The sequence below is a fragment of the Catenulispora sp. GAS73 genome (assembly GCF_041262085.1).
Taxonomy (GTDB): Bacteria; Actinomycetota; Actinomycetes; order Streptomycetales; family Catenulisporaceae; genus Catenulispora.
On the sequence record NZ_JBGCCM010000052.1, the window covers coordinates 34,910 to 60,033 of the forward strand.

17 protein-coding genes are annotated in these 25,124 nt (G+C 65.0%); 11 read left to right on the plus strand and 6 right to left on the minus strand.

Going from position 1 to position 25,124, the window contains the following annotated elements:
• Positions 1 to 24: 24 nt before the first annotated feature.
• The 6 genes from ABH935_RS46165 to ABH935_RS46190 all read left to right on the plus strand — a co-directional run bounded on the left by ABH935_RS46165 (position 25) and on the right by ABH935_RS46190 (position 4,453).
• The gene (locus ABH935_RS46165) at positions 25 to 378 is read left to right on the plus strand and encodes a hypothetical protein (RefSeq protein ID WP_370384356.1); all 354 of its coding nucleotides are present in this window, start codon (positions 25 to 27) and stop codon (positions 376 to 378) included.
• Between the two features lie 274 nt (positions 379 to 652).
• On the plus strand, positions 653 to 829 hold the full coding sequence (locus ABH935_RS46170) for a DUF5999 family protein (protein WP_370384374.1): 177 nt from the start codon (positions 653 to 655) through the stop codon (positions 827 to 829).
• Between the two features lie 882 nt (positions 830 to 1,711).
• Positions 1,712 to 2,041 (plus strand): cupin domain-containing protein, encoded by a 330-nt coding sequence (locus ABH935_RS46175; protein WP_370384357.1) that lies wholly within the window; start codon positions 1,712 to 1,714, stop codon positions 2,039 to 2,041.
• A gap of 235 nt (positions 2,042 to 2,276) precedes the next feature.
• Positions 2,277 to 3,056 (plus strand): GNAT family N-acetyltransferase, encoded by a 780-nt coding sequence (locus ABH935_RS46180; protein WP_370384358.1) that lies wholly within the window; start codon positions 2,277 to 2,279, stop codon positions 3,054 to 3,056.
• A 284-nt stretch (positions 3,057 to 3,340) separates the two neighbouring features.
• Positions 3,341 to 3,535, plus strand: coding sequence for a hypothetical protein (locus tag ABH935_RS46185; protein WP_370384359.1), 195 nt, complete (start codon positions 3,341 to 3,343; stop codon positions 3,533 to 3,535).
• A 312-nt stretch (positions 3,536 to 3,847) separates the two neighbouring features.
• Entirely contained in the window at positions 3,848 to 4,453 is a 606-nt protein-coding gene (locus ABH935_RS46190; protein WP_370384360.1) for a hypothetical protein, read from the plus strand.
• 124 nt (positions 4,454 to 4,577) lie between these two features.
• Here the strand turns inward: ABH935_RS46190 and ABH935_RS46195 are convergent, their stop codons facing one another.
• From ABH935_RS46195 to ABH935_RS46210, 4 genes are all read right to left on the minus strand, one after another.
• Positions 4,578 to 7,970, minus strand: coding sequence for a S8 family serine peptidase (locus tag ABH935_RS46195; protein WP_370384361.1), 3,393 nt, complete (start codon positions 7,968 to 7,970; stop codon positions 4,578 to 4,580).
• Between the two features lie 683 nt (positions 7,971 to 8,653).
• Positions 8,654 to 9,433 (minus strand): hypothetical protein, encoded by a 780-nt coding sequence (locus ABH935_RS46200; protein WP_370384362.1) that lies wholly within the window; start codon positions 9,431 to 9,433, stop codon positions 8,654 to 8,656.
• A 677-nt stretch (positions 9,434 to 10,110) separates the two neighbouring features.
• Positions 10,111 to 10,488: a hypothetical protein gene (locus ABH935_RS46205; protein WP_370384363.1), complete on the minus strand. Its 378-nt coding sequence runs from the start codon at positions 10,486 to 10,488 to the stop codon at positions 10,111 to 10,113.
• Positions 10,485 to 16,115, minus strand: a complete 5,631-nt coding sequence (locus ABH935_RS46210; RefSeq protein WP_370384364.1) for an RHS repeat-associated core domain-containing protein — start codon at positions 16,113 to 16,115, stop codon at positions 10,485 to 10,487. The genes ABH935_RS46205 and ABH935_RS46210 overlap by 4 nt, the downstream gene beginning before the upstream one ends.
• 118 nt (positions 16,116 to 16,233) lie before the next feature.
• On the opposite strand from ABH935_RS46210, the gene ABH935_RS46215 reads away from it, so the two are divergent.
• A complete protein-coding gene (locus tag ABH935_RS46215; RefSeq protein WP_370384365.1) occupies positions 16,234 to 16,506 on the plus strand; it encodes a hypothetical protein in 273 nt (90 codons plus the stop codon).
• Between the two features lie 862 nt (positions 16,507 to 17,368).
• Here ABH935_RS46215 and ABH935_RS46220 read toward each other — a convergent pair.
• The gene (locus ABH935_RS46220; protein ID WP_370384366.1) at positions 17,369 to 21,151 is read right to left on the minus strand and encodes a LamG domain-containing protein; all 3,783 of its coding nucleotides are present in this window, start codon (positions 21,149 to 21,151) and stop codon (positions 17,369 to 17,371) included.
• A 780-nt stretch (positions 21,152 to 21,931) separates the two neighbouring features.
• Between ABH935_RS46220 and ABH935_RS46225 the strand changes: the two genes are divergently transcribed.
• The 3 genes from ABH935_RS46225 (at position 21,932) to ABH935_RS46235 (ending at position 24,067) form a co-directional block, all read left to right on the plus strand.
• A complete protein-coding gene (locus ABH935_RS46225) occupies positions 21,932 to 22,336 on the plus strand; it encodes a transposase family protein (protein ID WP_370384367.1) in 405 nt (134 codons plus the stop codon).
• 250 nt (positions 22,337 to 22,586) lie between these two features.
• Positions 22,587 to 23,102 (plus strand): SigE family RNA polymerase sigma factor, encoded by a 516-nt coding sequence (locus ABH935_RS46230; protein ID WP_370384368.1) that lies wholly within the window; start codon positions 22,587 to 22,589, stop codon positions 23,100 to 23,102.
• Between the two features lie 17 nt (positions 23,103 to 23,119).
• Positions 23,120 to 24,067 (plus strand): hypothetical protein, encoded by a 948-nt coding sequence (locus tag ABH935_RS46235; protein ID WP_370384369.1) that lies wholly within the window; start codon positions 23,120 to 23,122, stop codon positions 24,065 to 24,067.
• Positions 24,068 to 24,228: 161 nt separating this feature from the next.
• On the opposite strand, the gene ABH935_RS46240 is transcribed toward ABH935_RS46235, so the two are convergent.
• The gene (locus ABH935_RS46240; RefSeq protein ID WP_370384370.1) at positions 24,229 to 24,480 is read right to left on the minus strand and encodes a transposase; all 252 of its coding nucleotides are present in this window, start codon (positions 24,478 to 24,480) and stop codon (positions 24,229 to 24,231) included.
• A 371-nt stretch (positions 24,481 to 24,851) separates the two neighbouring features.
• Between ABH935_RS46240 and ABH935_RS46245 the strand changes: the two genes are divergently transcribed.
• Positions 24,852 to 25,124, plus strand: a 273-nt coding sequence (locus ABH935_RS46245) for a hypothetical protein (RefSeq protein WP_370384371.1), incomplete at its 3' end; no start/stop codon positions are given.

Sequence of the window (25,124 nt, forward strand, 5' to 3'; positions counted from 1 at the left end):
GAACGCCTCCTCCAGGTCGAGCTGGTGCAGCACCTTGCGGAACACATCGCCGTTGATCTCCCGGCGTCGCGCAGAGATCGTCGGCGTTCTGCAACGCCGCAGGGAGATCGGATTGCGACGGGCCTTGGGCGCGACCGCAAGCGCATCGGGACCCAGTTCCTCGCCGAATCCATACTGCTCGCGGTCCCTCGCGGCACTGTCGGCATCACCTCAGATGCACTCGCTACCGCGCGGACCAGCATCGCGCAACACGAACCGTTCACGCTCCTGGAGGCTGCGCTGCGGGCCGGCTTTGGCGCAGCTCTGGCAATCGGCGGACTATACCCATCGCTCGCCGCGGCCCCCACCGCCCCGGCCGACGCGCTACGCAGCATCTGACAGCCAGGGAGCGCAAGAAGACATCGGCTTTGATGCGATCCCGAATCGTTGACCGCGAACTACTCCCATGAGTCGACGATCAGGCCATACCGTACGGCATCGGACCTGGAGGGATCTTGCCGACACTGTCGTGACAGCCTGGTGGCGTTGTACTGAAACCAGGCAGATCTATGGTGGCGAGTGGAAGCACAGACGCATCCAAAATATGAGGAATCGAGCCATGAACGCCGCCACCCACATTCCGGAATCGAGAACGCCGACCGCTGCACAGCGCGTGTGCCCCCACATACCGCGTTGCCCGTCGCATGACGCCCCTGATCGTGAAGCGGCGCGCATCGTGGCAGGCCATCCGGAGCAAGGATGGAGTCTGCTCTGTAATGGCGTCATCACCTTTGAGGACACGGGCGAGCTGCTTCCGGCTGGGCGTGTCATCGCTCCACACCGCTCTTGACGAGGAGCACAGCCCCGTCAGCTTGCGGTTTGCTGTGCCCGGGCGTCATCGAGATCCTATGGGCAATTCACCTGAAGGCGCTCTTGCCTTGCCCACCTGGTCTCGTCAATCGACAGGCCCACCAGGCCCCGTAGTGCGCCGCAAGCTCTGCATACACCCGGATGGGCTTCGGGTCATAGGGGTCGGGCTCTCAACCCGGTCTTCAGGTTGTCTGGAACCAGTCGCTTCTGCACCCCTCCGAAGTACGCGAACCCTGCGACGTGCGCACTGGTCCACCTGCGCTGGTCCATGCCCACCACCAGGCGGACAACATGTGCCGCGAGCGTGAAACACCATCGAACGTCCACCTTTGGGACCGAGCGTCTGACTGACGTGAGCCTCGACCATCGCCTGCAGCACGGCCATCCCAGCCTCCACCGTCAGCGCCGGCCGGTGTTCCTTCGCCGCCCCGGGCGATGTCGTAGGCAGGGCAACCAACGCCTACAACAGCTCGATAGCCAGGTCCCGTGTCGTCAGCGATGTCGGACGCTGCCAGGTCGCCGTCGGCAGCAGTTTGAGATCGGGTTAACGCCGTTCTGGCAGATCGAATGCGTAGCGTAATTAGGCACGCCCAGCGCTGTAGTAGGCAGAGAAGGCCAAGCACGTCTAGGTCGACGCGTTGGGTCGATCTCTCCTCCCCATTGCGGCTGCTGGAACCACAACAAGGAGTGAACAATCTTGTCATATCCTCCAGCCAGATACTTCGCCGAAACCGGCACCACCAACGCGAGTTTCAGGCTGTCCACTGCCGCGCCGGACCTGACTATCGGGATCAAGAGCCGTGTCGGCTACCTTGCTACCGGGGCCTCCACCGACGGTCAATTCGGCTTGTATCGCTGGGACATGGCGGCGGTACCGAACCTTCCCGGCGCGCACTACCACCGGACGATCTCCGAGTCGTTTTTCATTCTGGAAGGCAGCGTCTCGCTGTACAACGGCGGGAAGTGGTGGGAGGCCGCACCAGGCGACTACCTGTATGTGCCGCCGGGCGGGATCCATGCGTTCAGCAACAACTCCGCCGAGCCAGCCTCGATGTTGGTGCTCTTCACGCCGGGCGCGCCACGGGAGGCATACTTCGAAGCGCTCGCGGAGATCACCGCCTCAGGGCGCGAACTGTCGCCGGAAGAGTGGACCGAGCTGTATGCCCTCCACGACCAGTACGACGCCAGTTGAGGTTTCCTTCGCTACCACCTCGGTGATGGGCTCGGGACGGGTGGCAACCTGCGGAGCGGTGGGCTCATAGACGGTCCGCGTTCGAGACTCCACAGGAGTCGGATCGCGACGCTTGTGAAGACAGACTTCCATTCCACTCGGCGCCTTCGACCCACGAATGTGACTTGTGGTGCGCCATCCGTTCTGACCCCGAATCGCACTTGCCGACTTATCCGCTCCAGTGTGGGATGTGCTTGTGGATAACGAAGAGATTCTCCGAGCGTTCGACCGACAGATGCGCCTAGACGCCCCACCGGACGGACCCGACGCCCGCGTGGACAGGGACGGCCGCATCGTGCGGCAAACCGCCCCGGATGGCGCCTGGAACGGCGTGCTGTGGTCCGGGCTGGACGAGAAGACTGTGGACGCCGCAATTGCGGAGCAAGTCGCGTATTTCACATCGCTCGGCGTCGGGCTCGAGTGGAAGCACTATTCACATGACCGTCCCGCAGATCTGGCTGACCGCCTCCTCGCCGCCGGCTTCGCACCCGAGGACCCCGAGACACTGATGGTCGCCGAAATCGTGGACCTGGCGACGCTTCGTCCAGCGCTCCCCGAGGGCGTCCACCTCCGCGCAGTCACCAGCGCAGCCGATGCAGACCTGGTTGGCGAAGTCCACGACGCTGCGTTTGGCCACGGCGGCGAGCGAATCCGCCGTCGCGTTCTGGACCGTCTCGCCGACAACCCGGCGACGGTGTGGACCTGGCTCGCTATGGCAGGCGACGTTCCCGTGTGCGCCGCGCGGATGGAGGTCCACAAAGGCACAGAGTTCGCCAGCCTGTGGGGCGGTGGCACGGTCGAGGCCTGGCGCGGCAAGGGCATTTACCGGGCGCTCGTCGCATACCGAGCCACACTCGCGGCCGAGCTGGGCTGCCGGTTCCTCCAGGTCGACGCCTCGGACCAAAGCCGGCCGATCCTGGAGCGACTCGGCTTCGTAGCGTTGAGCGTGACGACGCCCTACAGCTACGCGCGTTGATCTGAGGCTTCGGCGGACCTGTGGGCCGAGCGCGGCAGGTTGGTGCGGTGATGGCGATCAACAGCGGATTGGGCAGCAGGGTGCCATGCGCTAAACACGCCTCCGGCGATTGCACCGACCCGGCGCCGCGCGACGACTTGGCTACGATAACGACGCCCGATTGTAGTCCAGCGATACCCAGATCACAGGTACAGGACTTGGCTCTGCTCCCGCAGGCGGACAGCCCCTATGGACGGAGGCAATGGCGTCCCGAATGCGGGTCCCTTCCTTCATGGAGGCCGATCATGTCCCAGCCCACCCATCCATACTCACCGACCGAGCTGGCCGAGCAGCGCCGGGTCGTCGCCCACAGCTTCGGCCGGGACCGCGCCCTGCTGGCCATTCGGCTGCTGGACTTCTTTTCCGGCGGCGGGCCCGTCCCCCGCAACGTGGCATCCGCGCACGGCTACTGTGACCCCGGTACCGATCCAGAACCATGATGCGCTCCGAGGCCGTCTGCCGACCCGCGGTCTCCTACCTTCCAGCGTGAGGCCACGGGTCGGCACCGCGAGTCACCGCAGCATGGGGGCATCCGACGACTCGCCGCCCGGTGCACGACCTGCTATTCACGTCTGTAATCTCCGTCAGCGGTCGGCAAGGGCGACGCCAGTCACCGGGTCTCGATGTAGGAGCCAGCGACGCGGGAGCCTTGACGGGTGCAACGCCGCCGGCAGACCTACTCCACGCCTCGGCACGGTTGTTGAACCCGCCAGGCAGGCGACAGGCACTTTGAAGAGATCGAGAGGAACAGGATGCTCACGGACTTTCAGAGGCAGCTTCGGGAGAAATACCTCCAAACCCCGACCACGCACGCACCCGAACCGTGGGAGAGGGTCACCGATCCCTTGATCTCGATCGGCGGGCTGATCGGAGTTGGATTCGCGCCTCACCCAGAGACCCGACGCGACCTGCTGTTGGTCATCTCCTCCGACGGCAGGGGGCTCTTCGACCCTGCCACCGGGGAGAAGCTTGACCGCGACCGCGACCCAGACTGGAGCACGCCGGACAATCCCGAACTGACCTGCCCGGGCATCGGGCCACTAGCCGGCACTTCAATTCGCATCTCAGGGCTCTTCGGCGGCGGACTCAACACCACAAGCGGCGACGGCTGGACGGTCAGCGTCGTCAGCCCCGACTGGCCGCATCACCGGATCCTGCTGTCCACTGACGGCGGCCTGAACCGGGGCCCTGCCGAAGTCAACTGGTGGCACATCTTCCACGCCGACTATTCCGAACTGCGGGCCGCGGGCTTCTCCCCTTCCGGACGCACTCTCGCCGTCGCGACCAGCAGCGACATCACACTGTGGAACAGACCCGACGTCTATCAACCAGCTCGGCATTTTAGAACCCATGTATAGGAGACAGGTAACACACCTGCGACGCAAGTTGGCGGGTGTAGGAGTCTGACGTTCGTACGCTCAACCCGCACCAGACAGTCATGCGCTGGGGCGCCAGGGGAAGACCTGGCGCCCCGCACATGGTTCACCCGATCTGGTAGGTGTACGGGATGGCTGCGAGCTCGTTGGCCGACGGCTCGGTATCTGCCGTGTCGGAGAAGAACGCGACCTGCGCCGCCGAGCTACCAACCATCAACGTGTCCACATAGACGGTTCCGTTGACCGTGGTGCCCGGCGTGCCCGTGGGCATGATGCCCGCGGAGAGGATGACCGTCTGCCCGGGCTGGACGGTGACAAGGTTCATGGCGCCACCCGGCGAAAACGCACTCTGCCATAGATTCGTCGCCGTCGGGACGACGCCCGGGTCGATCGGATGGAGAGTGGCGGTCATCGCCATCGAGGCCGTTCCAGTCGGTGCGCCGCCGACCGGGTACGGGCCGAGCTCGGACGGGTATGCAGCCCACTCGCCCGCCGGCAACGTGTTGGCCGAGGTCGAACCGGATGCTGTCGTTCCCGTTGACGACGCCAACAGGGTCGGGTCACCCAGTTGTGGCCCGTACTCAAACGTCGCCGGCACAGTCGACTGGGCCGTCAGGGCGACCTGCGATGTGCCGTTGGGTACCAGCCAGCTTGGTGCTGAGTGGTCGAAGGTCAGCGGCAGCGGCAGGTTCGCGGCTGGGGAAAGCGGTGTGAGCGTCACCGTGGACGTCGTGTCGAGCCGGGGATCAAGGAAGACGTCGACGGGGGCTTTGCCGGTGTTGGTGAAGGGAACAGCGATGCCCACGGGCGGCGCGGCCTTCGACACCTTCCCGAGATTCATGGAGCCCGTTGTGCCGACGCTTACCTTATCGAACGCGATCTGGCCGGTGAACGCCTCCGCGAACACATCACCGGCCACCGATCCGGCGAAGTTGATGACCAGAGTCCACCGTCCCGCCTGCGGAGCTCGGGCGTAGAGGTCTGTCTGGGTAAGATTCTGCAGGTTGCCCGACCGGCTGGCGGTGCTGTAGGTCGTGGCCAACCGATTGCTGCCGACGGCAGCTGTCAGTCCCTGGGGATTGACCAGAAGCGCGATCACTGAGTCATTCGGATCGCCAGCAAGTGCGACATTCGCGTAGAGGTCGTTCTTGCCGGCAGGCACGTCGAATTGATACGTATCGGTTTGACCGACGTTGGAGGAGAACCCGTTGCCGCCGGTCAGTACGCCGTGAAAGATACCGGTGGCGGGGTTGACCAGGCTGCGCAGCAGGATCGGTACCGCGGTCTGACCCACCCCGCTGGTCAGGACAAGTGAGCCGCTGGTGTCGCCCGCCTCGGCAGGGGTCGGCGCGGTCACAGTGACTGTGCCACTCTGCCCCGGGTTCAGGGTCAGGACGGCGGGGCTGACGGAGCCGAAGCTGGCGGTGTTCGACATGCTGGCCTGGAACGGCACCGTGCCGACGGTGCCCCCAGAGGTCGAGACGTGGCTGTAGATCACCGCCGTCCACGTGCCAGGCGTCGGAAACCGGACTTCATCTGTACCGTTGCCGTTGGGAGCTTGCGGCAGCGAGTGGGCGGCAAGCCTTCCCAGGGGATCGATAAGATCCACCCGGACTCGAGCGGCGGAACCTGCGTTGGGCGCCGGCTGGTAGATGATGGAGCCCACCAATCGCTGCGTGCCGGCGGGCACCGTGAAGGTGGTTGTACCGAAGTTGTTCTGGATACCGTTCCAGTCGGCAAAATGCGCACTCGCGGCGTCACTCAGCGATACCGATCCAGTTTGCACGTTCTGCGCCGACCCGAACGTACGACCAGCGAGACGCAGGGTCTGGGTGCTGGTCCCGTTGTTCGTGACGTTCACCTTCCACTGCTGTTGGCTGCCCGCGATAGCGGTCGCGCTGAGTTGGTTCTGGTCAAGGAGAATGGTCGATCCCGTCGCCGACGGGTTCCCGTTGGCGTCATGCACGGATAGCGCGGCCTGCACTGCCTTGTACGAGTCCACCAGACCGTTGCCCTGTTCCTGTGCCGGCGCGGTCAGGTCGTCCGCAGTACTCGTCAGGAGCTGCTTGACGAGAGCAGGAGTGGGCGACGCCCCGCCGTGTGCCTGCCGATACGCCTGAATCACCAGAGCTGCGGCCCCCGCGACCAATGGTGCGGATTCACTTGTCCCGGAACTGCGCTCTACATCAGACGGATTGCCGAGGAAGTCGGAGCATGCGAAGTACATGTTGGGATTGGCGGTACACGTGGCGAAGCTCTCATCTCCCGGTGCCAGCAAGTCAATGGTCCGGCCGGCCTTGTTGAATCCACCGGCCGATAGCGGGCTGACGTTGTCGTTGACCCATCCGCCGGGCGCGAACTGGCGCCCACCGGCGTAGTTGGTCTGAATGTTCCACCTGAATGTGGTCGACGCGCCCACCGAGATGACAGCCGGGTTTGTGGCAGGTACGGCTTCGGTGTTCGTCGGCCCGGTATCCCCGGCCGACGCGACGACGGTGACACCGGCCTGTACCGCGGCGCCATTCGCCAGGTTGTACAGATCCATCGCGCCGCTGTCCGGCACCGGATTCACCACCAGCGACTCGTTGAGAACGTCGACGTGATCGACGTTGACCGCGTAGTCGATGGCCTCCACTGAGTCGGCCGCGGTTAGGTGCGTGTTGAGTCCAGCCGTCTTGTAGGCATACAACTGGGCTCCGGGTGACATGCCCTCGATCCGGATGTTGCACGGGGCCGGAAGGGCCGGCGACCCGAAGTTCTGCACGTTGTGTACAACGCTGCCCTGCGCGGCGATGGCACTCGCGTCGAGGAAGGATTCAGCACCGAAGGTCGGAGCGTTGAGCCCCTCGCCGCTGAAATCACGGTACGCCGCGATCACGTGGCTTCCGTCAGAGCGGATGAAATCCGGGTTGTTGACGTCGATGCCGTCGGCAATGTAACCGACCTTGACGCCCGCGCCGGTGAGTCCCAACGAGCGAGCCGTGGCAGCAGCGGGGTCGTCGGAGTTCGTGTGGGTGTCGGCCAACGCCTCCGGCTCCAACATGGGTTTCCCGTCAGCCGAACAGACTCCCGGCGGCAATGCTCCCGCAGTCGCCAGTGCCGGCTTGTTGGCCTTCGCCACGCTGTCAGCCTGCTGCAGACTGGCCGCAGGGGGCGCAGCGATCGGAATATCCGGGATCACGGCTTGCACGGCCGGGTTGGCAGTCAGCCGCGCCGCCTCGGCCTTGGTAACCGTTGCGGCGACAGCGTTCAGAACATGGAACGGACGCAGATGCTGCGCGTGGACTTGGGACAGCTCGCGAAGGACCGGGGCCTGGATGGCGTCAATGGCCCGGGTGCGCATGGCAGCCCGGACATCGTGCTGCGACACGGAAGCCGGCTGGTCCTTGAACAGCACGATTACCGGTGTATCGGTCGCCGGTGTCGTGGCACTCGCCAGTGCGGGCGGTGCGATTTCGACGGTGGACACCGAAACCGATACCGCCGATGCGATGGTCACTGCGATGAGCGACGAGAGGGCTTTGTGTCTGCGCCGTTGACGCGTACTCGGCATAGCCGAAGGCATGAAGAAACCCCTTACAGTGGACGATTGGGGATTGCCCGACAAGCCAACCAAAAGCACCTGCCAATACAGTGTCAGTTCCCTGCCATATCCGCGGCAGGGAACTGTGAAACAGCCGAGGCGAATCGGTAGGACGTCAGCCGCGCCGGCGAGGTGTCTACGACGTCGGCGACCGGATACGTGTCGCTGGACACCAGACGGCTGGCGATGCAGGAGACGCCGTCCGCATGGCGCTCGCGGCAACAGCGCTTCCGGCGCTGGCATCCGACCGATACCAGCGCCGGGCGGCAACGAACGCGAACGGCCTCGCGACGTCGATGCACGCGTCGAATGCGTACACCGCGTCAGCCGCGAGCAAGACTGCGTCGCAGTCCGCCATGCTCGACATGAGCGCGCGGTACGCCGCAGCCTCGTACTCAGAAGAGAGGCCCAGCCTTCATTACAGCTGCCCGTCGCTCAATCCCCCTTGCGGCAGAGCCAGCATAAGAACGCACCTGGCGCCAGCACAGACTTCTGGCGCACGCCGCGCCCACGCGAGCCAAGACATCGCACTGCGCCTCGTCATCGAATCAGCTTGTCCGAAGGCAGAGCGCGGGCAATCGGCCGTTGCGGCTGGCCGTCTACTGATCGATGCCCGCAGGAGGCACCTGGCGTGCAGTGATGCTACCGACGGCGGTCATGTAGAGATTGTTTTCCCATTTGCCGCCGCCTGCAGGATTGTAGGCGCGGGCATCGCCGTAGTAACCGGCGCTTGGAAAGTACTTCTGCCAGAAGACGTTGTCGACGACGCTGACGTTGGACGCGCGGGCCGGATGTCCGGCGTTGTCAGTCTTGCCGTCGCCGCAATAGCAGGCATATCCCCCGCCGGCCAGCAGGTTGTCCACGACCAGGATGTTGCTGTTCGGTCCGTACTCGGTGTACAGGGCCACAGCCGAGGTCTGCGCGTTGGGATTGAGGATCGTGTTGTGCCGGATGGTGATCCCACTCGCGCCATCGCTTTGGAAACCGTCATCGTGATCGCCGCGCTGGGTCGCGCCGAGCAGTATGTAGTTGTCCTGCACAAGGCCCGATCCCATACCCAGGATGCCGAGCTGCGGACCGACGATCTTGGATGAGGTCACGGTCATCTGTCCGCCATACCCGACCCGAATGCCGGTGGTCATGTAGTCGTCGGGTCGCGGGGTCGCCATGATCGTCACGTGATCGACCGTCGCGGCGCAGGTCGCCGGCTGCTTGAGCCATAGCGCGAAGACATCGTCGGTGGGCGGACCTCCGGCATCGATTTCGACGTTTCGGACCGTGACCCCGCAGGCAGTGACGGCTACAGTCCCGTGAACTCGCTTGTTGGAGTACGTCGTGTTGGGCGAATCGAGCACCACGTCGCCCTGGACCGGAGTCAATGCCCCTGAGGCCCCTGTGTCAGCTTCAGTCGGCCACGAGCGCGCGCCCGTCGACCGGCTCGGCGACGGGGACGGGGACGGGGACGGGGTCGCCCCGACGCTAGTCGTTGGAACGGTTGGCGAGACCTTGCTGCGCTGCGGCGAAGGACTTGGGCTGACTTGGCTGAAGGCCTTAGGCAACGTTGTGACTGCTGCAGGCTTGGGCAGCAGGCTCTGCTGACCGTGTAAAGAACTCGGGCTTGTCACGACAATATAGCCGCCCGCCACTACGCCTACAACGATAATTGCGCCGAGCCAGCGTACTACCCAGAAACGACGCTCCATGACCCTCTCCGACGAACAACTAGAGATCAATAAATAACTAGAGACCAAGCAATTCGACCGACATGACGCACCAATTGCCACGCCCTGCAATGGAGCGCGGCAATTGGCATCAGAGTCCTGACTGACGAAATCTCTGTCGGTGTCTGCGACGTGGATCGCCGTCGTGATGTGGCTTGCCGGCAGCTACATCGCCTCGTAGTGCGTTATTAGGACTCTCTGACGGCAAACCCCCGAACATCGGCGCATGATAGCGCCGCAAGAGTTAGCTGCGGCGATCCACTTCACTCAGCAGTCAGCCTGGTGAGCGCGTCCGCAAAAACAGAGCGGTTACTAGGTCCCGCCAAGCGCGACCGTCATGGATTCGACTCCGTAACCGCTACAAAGGCAATTGTCGCAGCCGCCACAACGTCATCCCATTCGGGCTTTGCCAGATATTCGGAATCCGAGAGCTTGTAGCCGTATCGCCCAAAGAGCCGCACGAACGCCAAGGCAAGACCGGCAAGGGCATACACTTCCGCGTCAGACTTGAGAGTGACGCCAACACAAGCCTCAGGCTTTTCAAGCACCCCCAGATCTTCCAGGATCTCATATGTCTCCGAGAAATCATCATAGTAGTTGTCTGACGGAAACTCTCTAGCCACCCAAACGCGCTCTTGATAGCTCCTATCCGCCAAGTGACTCAGGTTTCTGGCCAGCTCAGCCCGCATCTCCGGATATTGGATGCCGCTCATGGCGAATTCCAACTAGACCATCCCAGCCATTCCTGCAAGGGGATATGGGCACTTATCGGATCATTTTGAATAGAACCGGAAATCGGCTGTCCATCTCTTCCCAAAACCCTGCCGCTAGATCGAACAATGACATGATCAACCTGCTGCGACGGGAATGGGCTGTTCGGATCGCCTTGATCGATTCTCACACCGTTACCCTGATTCGCGGGGTCCGTCCAGCGCCATCCCGCGTTCTTCTTGTTCGGTCCGCCGTCGCCCCATCCGCTGGGCACCTTGTTCTTCGCGGCCTCCGGAACTGACCATGCTCCGCAGGTGTTGTGGACGAGGACGGGTGAAGTGCCTGCTTCCACATAGTAGGTGTGGATACTGTCGATGGTGAGGTTGTACATCCGCTTAGTACTCGTGTACCGGTGTGTCGCCAAGACTTCAGCACGGCCTTCACCAGGCGTGTCGAGCTTGTCGCCGACCTTGAGGCTGGCCGCGTCGGTCCACGCACCGGTGGTGGTGTCGTAGAACGGGTGATTGCCGGTGGTTTGGATGACCTTCGGGCCGGCAGGAGTGTTGATGGTGAGGTCGACGAGGTCGGTATCGGTGGTGACGTGGATAGCAGTCACTGTGTGCGTGCCAGTCGAAGGATCTCCAGGCACGGCGTTTTCGATCTTGTCGCCGACCTTGATTGCGCCGATTGGCTTGGAGCTGCCGTCAGCCATCAACACTGGCGTGCCGCCTGTGAAGCTGCACGAGGTTCCTACATCGCCGGTGTGAGCGTGCGCGAAGACGACCGGGAGCAAGAGGATGGCGCCGATCGCACAGCCGAACCCGATGACGGGTACATCAACACATGCCGCCGCACCTTCGTCGATCTTTTCGCTGTTGTTGTAAATGCCCGTGACGACCGGGGAGATCGGGTCAGCTGCTTGGTTGGCCTGCTCGCACGCGTCCAATGCCATGTAGCCGAGACCGTGGCAGGATTGTCCGCCGCCTGCGGCTGGATTGGCGTGGTGGACCGCCGGGTGGTGTGTGAGGTTGGGTGCGAGGTTGTAGAGGGGCTCGCAGCTGCCGTCGGGGCATTGGTGGCGGTTGCCGTTCCCGAGTCTGGGCTGGGGGTGGTAGACGGTGTTGGGTGCGAGGTTGCCGGTACCCTGGCAGTCGCGGTCCGGGCAGCCCATGCCGACGGTCATCAGCCCGTTGGGGTCGGAGAACGTGGTGGGGTTTTCGTCAGCGTAGGCGTAGGCGTTCAGGTGGGTGGGGTCGGTGGGGTTGAGCAGTGGGTCGGGACTGATGAATCGTCCAGTGGCCGGGTCGTAGGCGCGGGCGCCCAGGAGGGTCAGCCCGTCAGTGGCATCAACGGTGCCGTTGACGAAGCCACGGGTGTCCGGCCACGCGGACTGCGGCGCCTGGCGCACGTTGCCGAACGGGTCGAACAGTCGCTGGGTCACGGTCAGGCTGGCCGCGTCCATGCTCAGGGTGCTGGTTCCGTGCGGGTCGGCGAACTGGTAGCTGATACCTGCCGAGGTGCCGACCGCGACGGTCGTGCCGCCCTGGGTGTAGAAGCGGGTACCGGTCGCGAGGCCGGTGGTGTCGGCGTGGATCTCACCGCCGGGCAGATACAGCGTCGACCCGGTGGGGTCGTGGGAGATCAGCAGTGCCCCGCTGGGGTCGTACAGGTAGCTGGTGGTCTTGCCGTCGGTAGCGATGGACGCCAGGTGGTCTTCGCTGTCCCAAGTGAGGGTCTGGGCGGTGCCGTCGGGGGCCGGCCGGGCGGTGGTGTCGCCGCCGGGGTTGTAGGTGTAGGCCGCTGTTGAGGTGCCGGCGGGGCCGGTGGTGGTGGCGGTCTGCGGGGTGTGCGGTTGGGCCTGCCCGCTTTTGTTGAAGGTGTAGGTGCTGGTGGTGTCGGCGGCGCCGTTCAGGCCGTGGCTGGTGGAGTTGAGCCGGTTGCCGATCATGTCGTAGCCGTAGCTCTGCCAGTACGGCGCCGGGCCGCCGATGTTCGCTGCGGCCGGTGTCGTGTTCTTGCACTGCCCGGTGGACGGGGCCGGGGTGCCGACTGCTCCGCCGGTGTCGGTCCAGGCCTGGCTCAGCTGGTCCAGGCCGTCGTAGCTGAAGCACTGGGTGCTGGTGACCGGGGCCACGGTCCCGGGGGTGATCTCGGTGACGGAGGTCAGGTTGCCGGCCGGGTCGTAGGTGTAGTTGTTGTAGTCGACCTGCGAGGTCCCGATGTTGCGTTCCACGACGTTGGCTGAGGGCCTGCGGGTCGGCTCGTCGTAGTACAGGGTCTGCCAGGCGTTGCTGCCGCCGATCGGGCCGAAGTTGTACTGGGTCGGTTCACCGAACGCGGTGTAGGTCGTGGCGTGCACGATGGCCGCGGCGCCGCCGACGGTGATCGCGTTGCCCAGGTTGTCATAGCCGTAGTTGACTGTCTCGGCTGGCACGTCGCCCAGGGCTGGCTCGGCGACCGAGGAGATGCTGCCGTCGACCTTGTAGGTCGCGGTGCTCGAATAGCTGCCGGCCAGCGCCCCCTGCGAGGACGGGATGGTCACGGTGCTGCCGGTCGGCCGGCCGGCGGTGTCGTACCCGTCGATGGTGGAGGTGTACGTCTGTGTGCTGTCGGAGGCACCGTTCGCATACCGTGTCGATGAGGTGAGGTCGCCGTTGGAGGTGTAGAGGACGTTGCCGCCCGCGCCGGTCAGCGTGTCATAGGTCCAGCCAGCCAACTGGTTCGCGCCGGAGGGGGCCGCATTTCCGGTGGTGTTGTACTCGGCTGTCTTGCGGCCCAGCACGTCGTAGGCGTTGGTCAGCGTGATGCCCCGGGCGTCGGTGGAGGTGACCTGCTCGTTATCGGCATCGAAGGTAGCCGTGGAGGTCCCGGTGTCCGGGTCTTTCACGCTCGTGCGGTTGCCGGACAAGTCGTAGCCGTACGTCCACACGTTGCCGCTGTTGTCCTTGACCGTCGCCAGCTGCCCGGCCGGGGTGTAGGTATAGGTCGTGTCCTGATACGCCCCGGCAGGTGTGCCGCCGGTGTAGCGGCGCACGTCGGTAGTGTTGCCGCGGGCGTCTGTGTAAGTGGTGGACGCGGTGCCGCCGGCTGGCGGGGTCACGTCGGTGTGGTCACCGCCGTAGACGGTCATCGTGCTCCACTGCTTGACGGCCTGGCCGGCGACACTGCTGTAGAACGTCTGCGTGGTGGGGCGCTCAGCACCGTCATAGACGGTCCGGGTCTGGTTGGGGATCAGATTGTCGTCGACGATCGACAAGGCAGTACCCGGCGCCGCCGGATCCACATGCGGCGCGTTGGTCTTGGCGACCAGACCCTGGGAGTTGTAGAAGGTGTCGGTCAACACCCGATGCCCGGTCCCGTCCAACGCCGGCGACTGGGTCTGTCGGGGACGCAGGAACCCGTCGAACAGAGCGTAGGACTTCGAGTAGTTGCCGTTCGGTTCGAGGGTGGCGGTGCTCACCCAGTTCGGTGCGCCGTTGGACACGCCGTAGGCGTAGGCAACCGTGGCCCCGTCCCCGCCGGTTTTGGACTGGCCTGGTTTCCACACCGCGGTCACCCGGCCCAGCGGGTCGTAGGTCAGGTCGGTCTCCCGTGCGTTCGCGGCCACCGTGGCCGTGGGCAGATTCCAGTCCGAATCCATCGTTGTGGTGGTGGTGAACCCGGCCGGGTCGGTCACCGCAACCGTGCCGGGCATCCCGGTCGGCGGCGTGTAGGCGGTGGTCGTCTCACGAGCCGGGGTCATCGCGTCGAAGGAGGTCAGGGTCCTGCCGTACTGGTCGAACGTGGCAGTGCCCTGCGTGGTGTAGACCGGCGTGGAACCGGTGTAGCCGGTGACTTTCTCCACCCTGGTCGCGTCCCCGGCTGCCGGAGCGGCACCCGGGGTGCCGCCGTCGTAGGAGGTGCGCACATCCGAGATCGCCTGCGCGGGCAGCGTCGGCGTCGTCCCGCACGCCACGCCGACTGTCGTGGTCTCGGCAGACAGGTCCAGCACCCAGGTCGCGTTGTTACGCGCATAGCTGGTAGTGGTGCACTTGTGCTGGGCCGCGACCGACGTATCGCCGAGATCGTTGACCTGGATCGGGTTGCCCTGCGCGTCATAGGTGGTGTCGGTCTCGGTGACGCGCGGCCCGCCCGAGGACAGCGTCGTGGTGGTCACGTCCTTGCCGACTGCGACCAGCCACGCCTGATGCGTGCCGTTGGTCGCGCTCGGACCGTACTGAGCCGGCGTCTTGACCTCGTCGGTCAGTACCGCACCGCCGGCGCCGTCATAGGTGATCTGCTCACGCAGGAACCCGGCATCCTGAACATTGTCCGCCAACGACGTGCCCTGCGAATCGGTGATCGACACCGAACGGGTACCGCCTGACGGGAGATGATCGCCGTTCATCCCCCGGAAGTAGTGCGACAAGGTCGCCGACTGCACGACGGTGGGGTCGGCCGGATCACCGTGCACCGTCTGCACCTGCTCATACCCGCGCCACTGGTCCCACGTCCGACGCGCTACCGGCACGACCGGATCATCGTTGAAGGCCCACGCCCCGCCACCCAGATAGTTGTACGTGTAAAGCTCCGCCGGGCCTTTGGCGACCAGATCGGTGTTGGTCACCGTGTGCACCCGGTACTTCGCGAAATAGTCCGTACGCGCCGCACCTATCGCCGGCTGCCAAAACACCGGAAAACACATCTGCGTATTGGCCTGCGGCACCGGGGGCGACCCCGGGACACAATCGACCGGGTCATAAGCCACCGAGGTCATGCCCCCGGATTCGTTGTAGATCGTGCTGATCCGGTACTTGTTCAACGGCAGATACCCGTCGCCGGCGGTACCCAGCCGGTTGGGCAGCGCGCTGCCGACGAACGTCACCTCCGGCAGCACGGCACTACCGCCCACCAGACCGGTATGCGTGATCCCATGCAGCCACAACGACGCCGGCGTGGTGTCACCAGGGTCCAGATACCCTTGGTCAAGCGACCAGGAGTCCACACACCCGTACCCAGGCGGCGGCTTGCAAGCCGTGCTGGAGGAACCCTTGACCACAGTGGTCACCGAATTGAGCCGCTGGGTCGACCAGAATGTCGGCGACACCTTCGTAGTACAGGCCGCCGAACAGTTCTGATCGGTCGGCGTGTCAGGGAACGCCGCGGCGTTCCCGGAGGACAGCGCAGCAGTGTCACAGCCCGTCGCCGTCTTGACACTGTCGCGGTCACAGGTGTTGAACACCGCCATCGCCGAGGCCTGCGACGCCCCATTGGCGTACTCCTGGCCCGCGCGGGTGCCGTACTCGATACGGGCCAACGTCCCGCCGCGGGTATAGCCGACTGTCTGCGCGCCCATGTTCATTCCGTAGGCATTGGTCTCCGGCGCGTAGTAATACGTCATCGAATCGCCGTGCCGGTCCACCACGTAGTCCAAATTCCACTGCCAGGCACGCATGCACCACGACGCACCACCCGGGCAGTTCTCACTCGGGCCCCAACCGAACACCGGCACGGTCCACGCCGACTGTGTAGCCGGCGCACCCGGACCGCCCTGACCGCGACCGAAGTAGTACTGCGTCCCGTCGGTGGTAGTGACCTTCCAGTACTCCCCGTTGGCGACACCGTTCGCCGCGCCGGTCAGATGCTCCACCCGAGAACCGTCATCGCTACGCGGATGCCAGGACTGAGATGCCGCATCCCAGATCAGCTCAGTGGTCTTACCGCCAAGGCTCAACGCCACGTTGTCCGTCAGCCAACACAGATCGCCCGTGGCCGGACGGCCGGCACCGGCATCCGAACACGACGAATACTCCCGAGATATCGACCCCGCGCCCAGCGACCACCCCTCCCCCAGCCACGACGGCTGGTTGTTCGTCGAAACCGTCCTCCCGTCGACCGCACCGGAATCGTACGAAGCGGTCACCGACGGCTCCAGACCTCCCGGCACCGGCGGCACCCGCATTGGATACGAATACGTGAAATCACCACTCGACGAACCCGCCTGCCACGAACCGTCAGGCGACAACGTCGAAGCCGCATAATTCCCCGCCGCGCTACCACCGGAGGTACCGGAGCCCCCAGCCCCCGCAGTCACCGCTAACACCGCGTCGACCGGCCCCGCCGACACCAAAGCACTCAACCGCCCAGCCGCTGTGTCATTCGTCGTCGGGATCGCCACACCCGGCCCGCACCCCGTCGCCGCCGGCGTGCTCAAGGCACACGCCGACAACTCCACCAGATGCAAACGATCGGCCCATCCGCCGCCGAAAGCATTGCGGAACCCCGAATAATCCACCGTCAACGCCACCGGTCCCGCCCCGGACCCCCCGTCGCTGCGATGGACCCGTACCACCACACCATCCACGCCAGCACGGACAGCGCTCGCGTGATCGAGCACCTCGACATGCACCCGCGATGGAACCGCCGCCGACGACACGGCCGTCTGCCCCACCGCCGGCGCCGCCACCGACACCGGCAGCCCACCAGCCGGCACCGCCACGGCCGCGGAACTGGCGCCCGGCGAGATATCCACCGCCCCGGCAGCCGGCCACGCCGCGGCCGGCACACCCGCCCCCACACCATGACCCGCATTGATCCAAGCCTGATCAGGCTGCCGCGGCAACACCGCCACAGCGCTGCCCGCCACCGCCGGCTCCACCTGCGGCGGATGCGGCTTGAACGCCACCGCCGACGCAGACGACACACCAGCTATGGGCAACACCGAAGACAGCGCCGCGGCGATGGCCAAAACGCCCGCGGCAGCGATGGTTCTCCTAGTGGTCTTTGCAGGGGTTCTGCGTTGAGCGGGCACGAGATTCCTCCGTGGGAACGGCAAAGGTGGTTACGAAGGGGCCTCCCGCGCGGCCTGGGGGGGCTGAGTGACCGCGCGGGAGGAGCTATGGGTTACAGCTTCGTGATCAGATAGCCCAGTGGGCCGACAACGGTCTGGCCTTCACAGTTCGCCAGGTCGGAATCGAAACGCTCACCGGTCGAGGTCACCTTGCAGTCGAACAGCCGCGCGGTGGCGGTAGCCGCAGGCGGCGTGGACCACAGGTTCCCGATCCACGCGACCGCCTGGACGCCACCGCCCCCGCAGTCGCTCTTCGTCGCCAGGAACTCATCGCTGCCGTTGACGCAGGTATAAACCGGGATGTCACCGCCAGCCTGGCCAAGCAGACCCAGCGACGACTCAAAGTGATAGCCGGCCAGGGAGTACACGAACGCCGCACCGGGGGAAACCAGCAGCGTGCTGCTGGCCGCCGCATGGTCCTGCGGCACGTCCGTCCGCGCATAACGGTTCAGGAAGGAGTACGCCCGCACATAACCCAGCAGAGACTCGGGCGTGATATTCGGGGAGCTGTAACACTTAGGATCCGACGAGACGAAATGGTCGCCGCCGGTAACCGCGCACCGGTAGATCGCTTGGGAGGGAACCCCGACAGGCGGAGAGTTGTAGATGGAGCCGATCACGGACAACTGCTTGTTAGCCGTTGACGTCGACGGGTTGTTCTCGCAGTTGGCGTCCAGCGAGACGAACTGGCCGAAGGTGTTTTCGCACGAGTAGAGCGTGCTCGTATTCGTCGCACCGGCCGGTGCCAACAAACCCAGCGGGCCCTCCACGTAGTATCCGCTCGGCACCGGGCCCGTGGTCACGAAATGTCCACGCCCAGCCTGGTACCAGGACGTCAGCTGCCCGGGATAGTTATCGACCGGCGTCGACACCTGATGGGCGAGTTCCTGCTGATACTCCGCGGAGATCTGGTCCCCGGTGAGCACGCCGGTGTAGGCGTGGACGTCATCGACGGAGCCGCCTAGGTAGGCCACGCTCGCGTCGTTCTGCTTGGCCCGGCCGATCACCAGATTCCCGACCGTGTTCACCGGCGGGCTGACCCCCTGGGTGCCATCCAGCGCACCATCGACGTAGATGCTCACGCTCTGAGCCGCAGCATCGTAGACACCGGCGACCTGCGTCCAGGTACCCGTCTGAGGCACCTGCGCCGAATCCACGACCTGCCACACCGGGTTGGCGACATCGGACGGCGCCAGCGAGAAGCACCACCTCGCCATGCTCGGGTCCGTCGGGTTCGCCCGGTTCGGGCAGACCTGCAACGCGAAGACACTGGTGTGCTGGCCGTCCTCGCTGGCGATGGTCTGGACGTTGCCATCGACGGTGTCGAGCTTGACCTCGGCGCTGACCGTGAAGCTGCTGTCAGTGCGGACGGCCGGCGAGGTCGTGGCGATCTGCCCGCTTGCCTCATCGAAGTGCACGGCGTGCGGCTCGGCATGGCCTGTCACCCAGGTTGCACCGCCGGCAAGAGTCCCATTGTCATAGTTGCCGGATCGGTCCGCCGCGGCCGTGCCGGAACCGTCGCTCAACGGAAGAAACGCCTGCTGCACCGTGTTTCCCGTGGCCAGGTCATGCACATTGTCTTCGCCGTCGGTCGCGGCGGCGTTATCCGGCAGCACCCGCTGATAAGCCCGGACCTCATCGATCGCACCCGGCCAGAAATCGGTCGCCGCGCCATTGAACTCGGCCCGCCCGATCTGCAACGCCCCACCGGCGTCCCAGGCGCCAGTATGCGGCGCAGTACCGGCCAGATGACCGTTGACATAGATCTTCAACAGGCCCGCGCCAGCATCATATTCACCCACCAGATGGGTCCACACTCCGGCCTGCACCGGCCCGGTCGCCACAGCACGATCAGCGACCGCGGACGGGATATCGGACTGCGTCATCGCGAACGCCCAATTATTGATCCCCCCGGCGGCGTATTGCAGATAGAACCCGCTGGCCTGACTGCCATCCTGGCTGACCACGGTATGCCAGGCACCGTCCGCGCGATCCAACCTCACCCACGCCGCCACCGAAAACGACTGACTGGTATCCAACACCGGGCCGCTAGTAGCTGCCGAGCCGGCGGTGCCATCGAGCTGCAGCGCCTCCCCGATCCGCCCCCCGGTCCAATAGGCCGACGACGGAACGGTCGCGACGGTGCCGTCGTGGTGGTTCCCCGAGGTATCCGTGACCGCCGACACCGTGCCGAAGTTGTCCATGTGCCAGACCCCGACCGCGGGCGAGCCGTGAGCGGCCAGGAAGTGATAGCCCTCAACCGGCTGCGCAGAACCGCTGTCCGTGTGATACATCGGCCCGAGATTGCCGGCCCGGTCCACGCTCTGTACATAGAGGTTGTTCGGTCCATATGCGACCGGCGAGACGTTCAACGTCGCGCCACCACCCAGCTGGTCGGCCGCGACGAACGTCGTCGGCGTGCACTGGCCGGCTGCCTCGCAATACCGGAAACCCGCCACGTCCGGCACACCATTGGCGGTGACCATGAACGCCCCGGTCTGCCCGACACCACCCCCGAACGCCCCGGGCAAGCCCGGTTTCGCCTCCGGATACACCGACGAGGTCACCGTCGGCGCGACACCCGGCGGCGTCAGATCCACCGTCACGTAACACCACGGAGACCAGACACTTGTGGAAATACCGTTAGTACCCTCCACCCGCCAAGCCATCGCACTACCATCCGCGAACGCCCCCGGCGGCACATTCACACTGAACGGCGCCCCGGAACCAGCCATCGGCGTCGTCGCCTCACCCACCAGGTTGTAGGGGCCTGACACAAACCACTGGAAATGCGCGGCCACCAACCCGCCGTCCGCGTCGGTCACCGTCGCATGCAGCGACGGTGCAGCAGTACCGATATACGGCGGATTAGCCGCAGTACCGCATCCAAGCTGCCCAGGCGAGTTTGTGAACCCCTGCAACAAACCCACCGGCACATCGGGGTAAGAATCGTACGTCACGACCAGCGTCGGATTGATCGCGAACATCCGCCACGCAACGTGGTCAGTCTCAACCGCGTTGAGCATAAAGGTTGCATCGTTCGAACCGTTGGCCAGCCCGTCGGTCACAGCCAATCCAGCATCGACACCGATGACCCCCGGCGCGTTCGCCGGCGCCGCGCATTTGGTGTCTCCGAACACCACATTCGCCGACCCGAGCGACCGCACCCAGTTCGGCTCGTGATTCCACGTCGTGGCATTACCTGGGGCATTGCTGATCGGGCCGGTCTCCGAAACGAAGACCTGCCGCGCATCGCAGCTCGGCGCATAAACCTCAGTGAAGCTCGCCGCGGCGGACTGAATATGCTTACCCGCCAGAGCACCCAACCCGAACTGGAAGAACGAACGCACCGTCACCGCGAAGTCATACGAAAAGCCAACCTTCGCACACAGTCCGGTGGGCGAAGCGCCTGGGCATGGGGTGTTGTCACCGCCCCAGTACGTGCCGTTCGCGAAGTTACCTGCATACACCTCGGCCCACGCTGTCTGCCCCGGAGGTGTCTGGACCTGAGGAGTCACGACCTGGGGCGCCGCGGTTGCCTTCGCCGCTTGCGCCGACGCCGCCGCACTCATCGGCGCCCACCCCGAAGCAGTACGCTGCCTCACCGGCAGCACATGCTCCTCAAACGTCCTGGTACCGTCAGGATTCGCATACGTCTCGCTGTTCGGCGTCGTCAACGACGACACCAGCACCCGCTTCCCCGTTGCTTTCGCAACGGCCTCGGGCGTCAACGTCGCATTCGTGCCGACAACAGGCCCGGGGCGGGGCGCCGACGGCGCGGCCGAAGCACCGACCGGTGTGAGCACGGCGATGAGCCCAGCGACGGCGATCGCCACACCGGTACGCAATCGTGTAACGCGCATCGATTTCCCTCCCTGCCCTGACCACCGAGGCTGTCATCAGCGGCGGAGCGCAACTATGCACGACCCCTCTGCCAAACCAATGTCATCGCTATGTCGTACGGCTCGTCGAACTTGGTCGCGGCAGCGAGGTGTTGAGCTGGGCTGGCAGCGGCCTCCGCTGACGTGCGTGGTGAGGCATCCGCGTTGGCATCTGGTGGCGACTCAGGGGGCGCGAAACCGCTGGTCGGCGGGGACGAGGTGGCTGCAGGCCGAACGAGTCTCAATGAGAGGTTTTCGTTCTGGATCCGTTGGTGGGTGGGGCTGGTTTGGCGGTGGTTTGCCATGGGTGGGCTGTTGAACGGTCGTGATCGTTGGGGTTGATCGTCCGTCACCTGGTGCGCAACCCGAAGCGCCCTGGGCGGGTTGGGCCGTGTGTGAACAAGAACCCTGAGTCCGCTGGGGACGCTGGCTCCGTTGTCTACCAGGTCCGACTCCCGATGTCGGCGCGTGTCGTCACATTCGTCGCCGGTGTGATCCGGGCCCGCAGCAAGGCGATGGGAACGCGCTGGCTCCAGGTGGACGCGGGCCGGCAGGCGGTCATTGCGCTGGCGATGCTGCGCCAGGACCGGCGACTGGCGGACTTGTTCGGCGGTAGCAAGGTCTCGGCGTCCACGATCCGGCGTTGGCTATTGGAGGTGATCGAGCTCCTTGCGGCCCGCGCCCCGTCGCCTGGAGCGGGCTCTGCGGAGAATCGCCCGACCCGGTGGCGAGGCCGTGCTGATCGACGGCACGTTGGTACGGACGCGAAGACGGACGGGTGTACAGCATCGGAAGAACTACTCCGGCAGGCACAAGGTCCACGGCCTGCTGTTCTTGGCGATCACCGACGGCAAGGGCAATCTGGGGTGGATTTCTGCGGCCAAGGCCGGGGGCTCCCCGAACATCACCGTCGCCAGGCACAACGACATCACCGCGAAGCTGCGCGAGGCGAGCCTCGGCGCGATCGGCGACCTGGGCTTCGTCGGTCTGGGCGTCAGGCGCGAACGTGCCGCCAACGAGCACGGCTTCGCCAACCTGAAGGCCTGGCGCATCCTGGCCAAGGTCCGGATGAACGCCAAGCACGCCACCGCCTTGCTGCGCGCGCTGCCGGTCCTGATCCGACTGCAAGTCACCAGGTGACGGCCGATCGTCCCCGACGACCACAACCGTTCGACAGCCTACTCATGGCAAACCACCACCGAACCAGCCGCCACCAGCGAATTCGAGATGAAGGTTCACACTGCAAAACGCTCGATAGAGCGTTACCTGTCACGACTGTCAAGATCGCGAAGGTCTCGAATGGCTGGCTCTTTCCGAACTTCCTTCCGCCTCGTGCAACCCTTTTGACCTCCAGTCCGTCTTAGGCCGAACCCAGAAGAGGAGGCAGGTGATGCGACATGAAGATGAGTCGGAGTTCCGGCAATACGCTACGGACCGTTCCCATGCGCTGCGGCGGACTGCATACCTGATGTGCGGAGACTGGCACCAAGCTGAGGATCTCGTACAGACCACACTTCTCAAGCTCTACCGCTCGTGGCGGAAGGTGCAGCGGCTCGACAACCGGGACGCGTACGTGCGGAAGGTGCTCGTCCGCGCGCTGATAGATGAGCGGCGGCGCGGGTGGCTGCGGGAGCGGCCGTTCGGGACATTCCCAGACGACGTCGCCGCAGTCGAGTCCGAGGTCGGGGTCGGGGTCGAGACTCGGGACGAGATGCTCGCGGCGCTGGCCCGGATCCCGGCTCGGCAGCGTGCCACCTTGGTCCTTCGATTCTGGGAGGACCAGTCGGTCGAACAGGCCGCGCACGTTCTCGGCTGCTCCGAGGGCACCGTGAAATCGCAGACGGCGCGCGGCCTGGCCGCGCTGCGCGTGGCGCTGGAAGGCGTCCGCCAGCTGTCTGCGGACTAGTGAGGAAGGAAGGCCAGATGGAACAGAACGCGCACGACGTCTTCGCTCGCGTTGCAGAGTGGGAGGGGCCGCCGCTTGGCTTCACCGTCGATGACCTGGTGGCCGGGGGGCGCCGCTATGCGCGGACTCGCCGTCTTGGCGCCGTGGCCGGCGGCGCCGTCGGTGTGCTTGCGGTCACTGCTGTGATGCTGCCGCTGACTGCGATCACGTCCGGTGGGTCGGCTGTCGCGACGCCGGGTGGTCCGGGCACGCATCCGGCGGCGGTCGCGGCGGCTTCGACACCGGACTCGGGGTGCGAGGCGGATCTCGCGAAGTTCGTCGCCACGGTTGGCGTGGCGCCCGCAAAGGCGGATAAGGAGGTCACCCTTCAGATCTGCCCGCTGGCGAAGCAGATTATGGCGGCCATGGATATGGACGTGACGCACTGGTCGCAGGCCAGCGGGGCTCTGGCCCGGGTCCCAGCAGACCTGGTGTACTCGGTCGACGCGGGAGGAAACGGCGTTACGCTGCACCCCATGTGGACGCCCGACGGCCACTTCCCCTACAAGGGGAACGACACGCCACAGATGGTCGGTGGTGATTTCGTGGATGTTGGAATCGCCATTGCGGGCCCCAGCAAGAATGGTCTGCACCCGGGTGCTGCTGCCACCAACCACACCGATCTCGGACTCACCGGGAACGGTAAGGCAGCGGCCGGAAAACCTTGGGATCCGCCCACGACGACCACGCTGCCTGACGGCTCCACGGTGAAGATCTGGATGGAACAGGACAGCGCTGGAGCCGAGTACACGCTGATCCGCACCTTGCGCACCGGCGAGCAGTTGGAATTGACGGTCAACGGCCCCTTCAGTTCGACCGGCAAACCGACGACGAACCGGCTGCCCTTCACCGAGCAGCAGATGATCGATGCCGTGAGCGTCCCCGGGATCGAGGATGTCGCCTTGTCCGTCCCGAGTATGCGATAACGGTCGCCGTCCGGATCCGACCAGATGCGACGTCGTCGGATCCGGACGAGTCATCGATCACCGGAGCCCGCCAATCGATCGAAGGTACCTCCGGCGTCCTCGCAACGGGCGTCTCATTGACGTAGTTGGCGAGTGATGGGCTAATAGGTTCCTCGCCAGGTCTATGTCGTTTCGTCGATGGCGTGCCTGTGTAGGTTGTCGATCATCGCTATGCGAATAATCGCTTCGGAGCTGGCCCGCAGATGCTCGTAGTCCCTGGCCAGGCGGCGGTAGACCATGAGCCAGCCGATCGACCGCTCGACAACGCAGCGGCGACGGATCACGTGAAGAGCCTTTGAACTCGTTGTTGCGGTCCACGACCTGACGTTGATGTCGAGTCTGGCGGCGCGTTCGATGTCTTTCCCGCGATGCATTTCCCGGCGCCGATGCCCTGGTCGACAGGAACGTTGGTCAAAGTCTTGACTGACTGCGTGTCGACGATGCAGGCGGTGGGCTCGGCGTCGCGGCCAGCGGCTTTGCGGACCAGACGGTGAGATCGACGTTCAACTTCTCGAAGACGCCGCACGGATCAGGCATTGGCGGCACTCACGCCATACCGGGTACGCCATCTACCTGTTCAAACACTCACAGACCATTTTGAAATGCCCACTTAGCTGAGTCTGGCGTTTTCTGGGCCCCGACAGCCCCGCTGAACGCCTGACGAGCAGAACAGCGTAAGGAGTCGTGGAAGCGTGCGGGGATACTTCATCGTGCCCGGAAACGGGGATACTCGGGCTCGGTCCGCATGAGCACCGACAAAGCAGTGCCGGAGCCGGAAAACGGGAGCGGCGCGGACGAGACCCGCCGGCTATGGCGCGGCGCCAGCCTGCCAGGCCGGTTCATACAGACAGGCCTCGCCGTGGCGGTGGTCATAGCGTGCGTTGCCGCGCTGTTGCCGAGCCATCGCGCGGGTGTGGCGTCCGGACTCTGCTGGTTTATTCGTCAGGAGTTTGAGATCCGTGTGAGGGTGTTCTTCGGCGGTCGGGGTGGTCTCGGCCGTGGGAGGGTGTGTGGTGTC

Coding starts and splice junctions, on each gene's coding strand:
- ABH935_RS46175 (WP_370384357.1), top strand. CDS start 1,712: ATGGCGGCGGTACCGAACCTTCCCGGCGCGCACTACCACCGGACGATC.
- ABH935_RS46185 (WP_370384359.1), top strand. CDS start 3,341: ATGTCCCAGCCCACCCATCCATACTCACCGACCGAGCTGGCCGAGCAG.
- ABH935_RS46190 (WP_370384360.1), top strand. CDS start 3,848: ATGCTCACGGACTTTCAGAGGCAGCTTCGGGAGAAATACCTCCAAACC.
- ABH935_RS46205 (WP_370384363.1), bottom strand. CDS start 10,488: ATGAGCGGCATCCAATATCCGGAGATGCGGGCTGAGCTGGCCAGAAAC.
- ABH935_RS46230 (WP_370384368.1), top strand. CDS start 22,587: ATGCGACATGAAGATGAGTCGGAGTTCCGGCAATACGCTACGGACCGT.
- ABH935_RS46235 (WP_370384369.1), top strand. CDS start 23,120: ATGGAACAGAACGCGCACGACGTCTTCGCTCGCGTTGCAGAGTGGGAG.
- ABH935_RS46240 (WP_370384370.1), bottom strand. CDS start 24,480: ATGCATCGCGGGAAAGACATCGAACGCGCCGCCAGACTCGACATCAAC.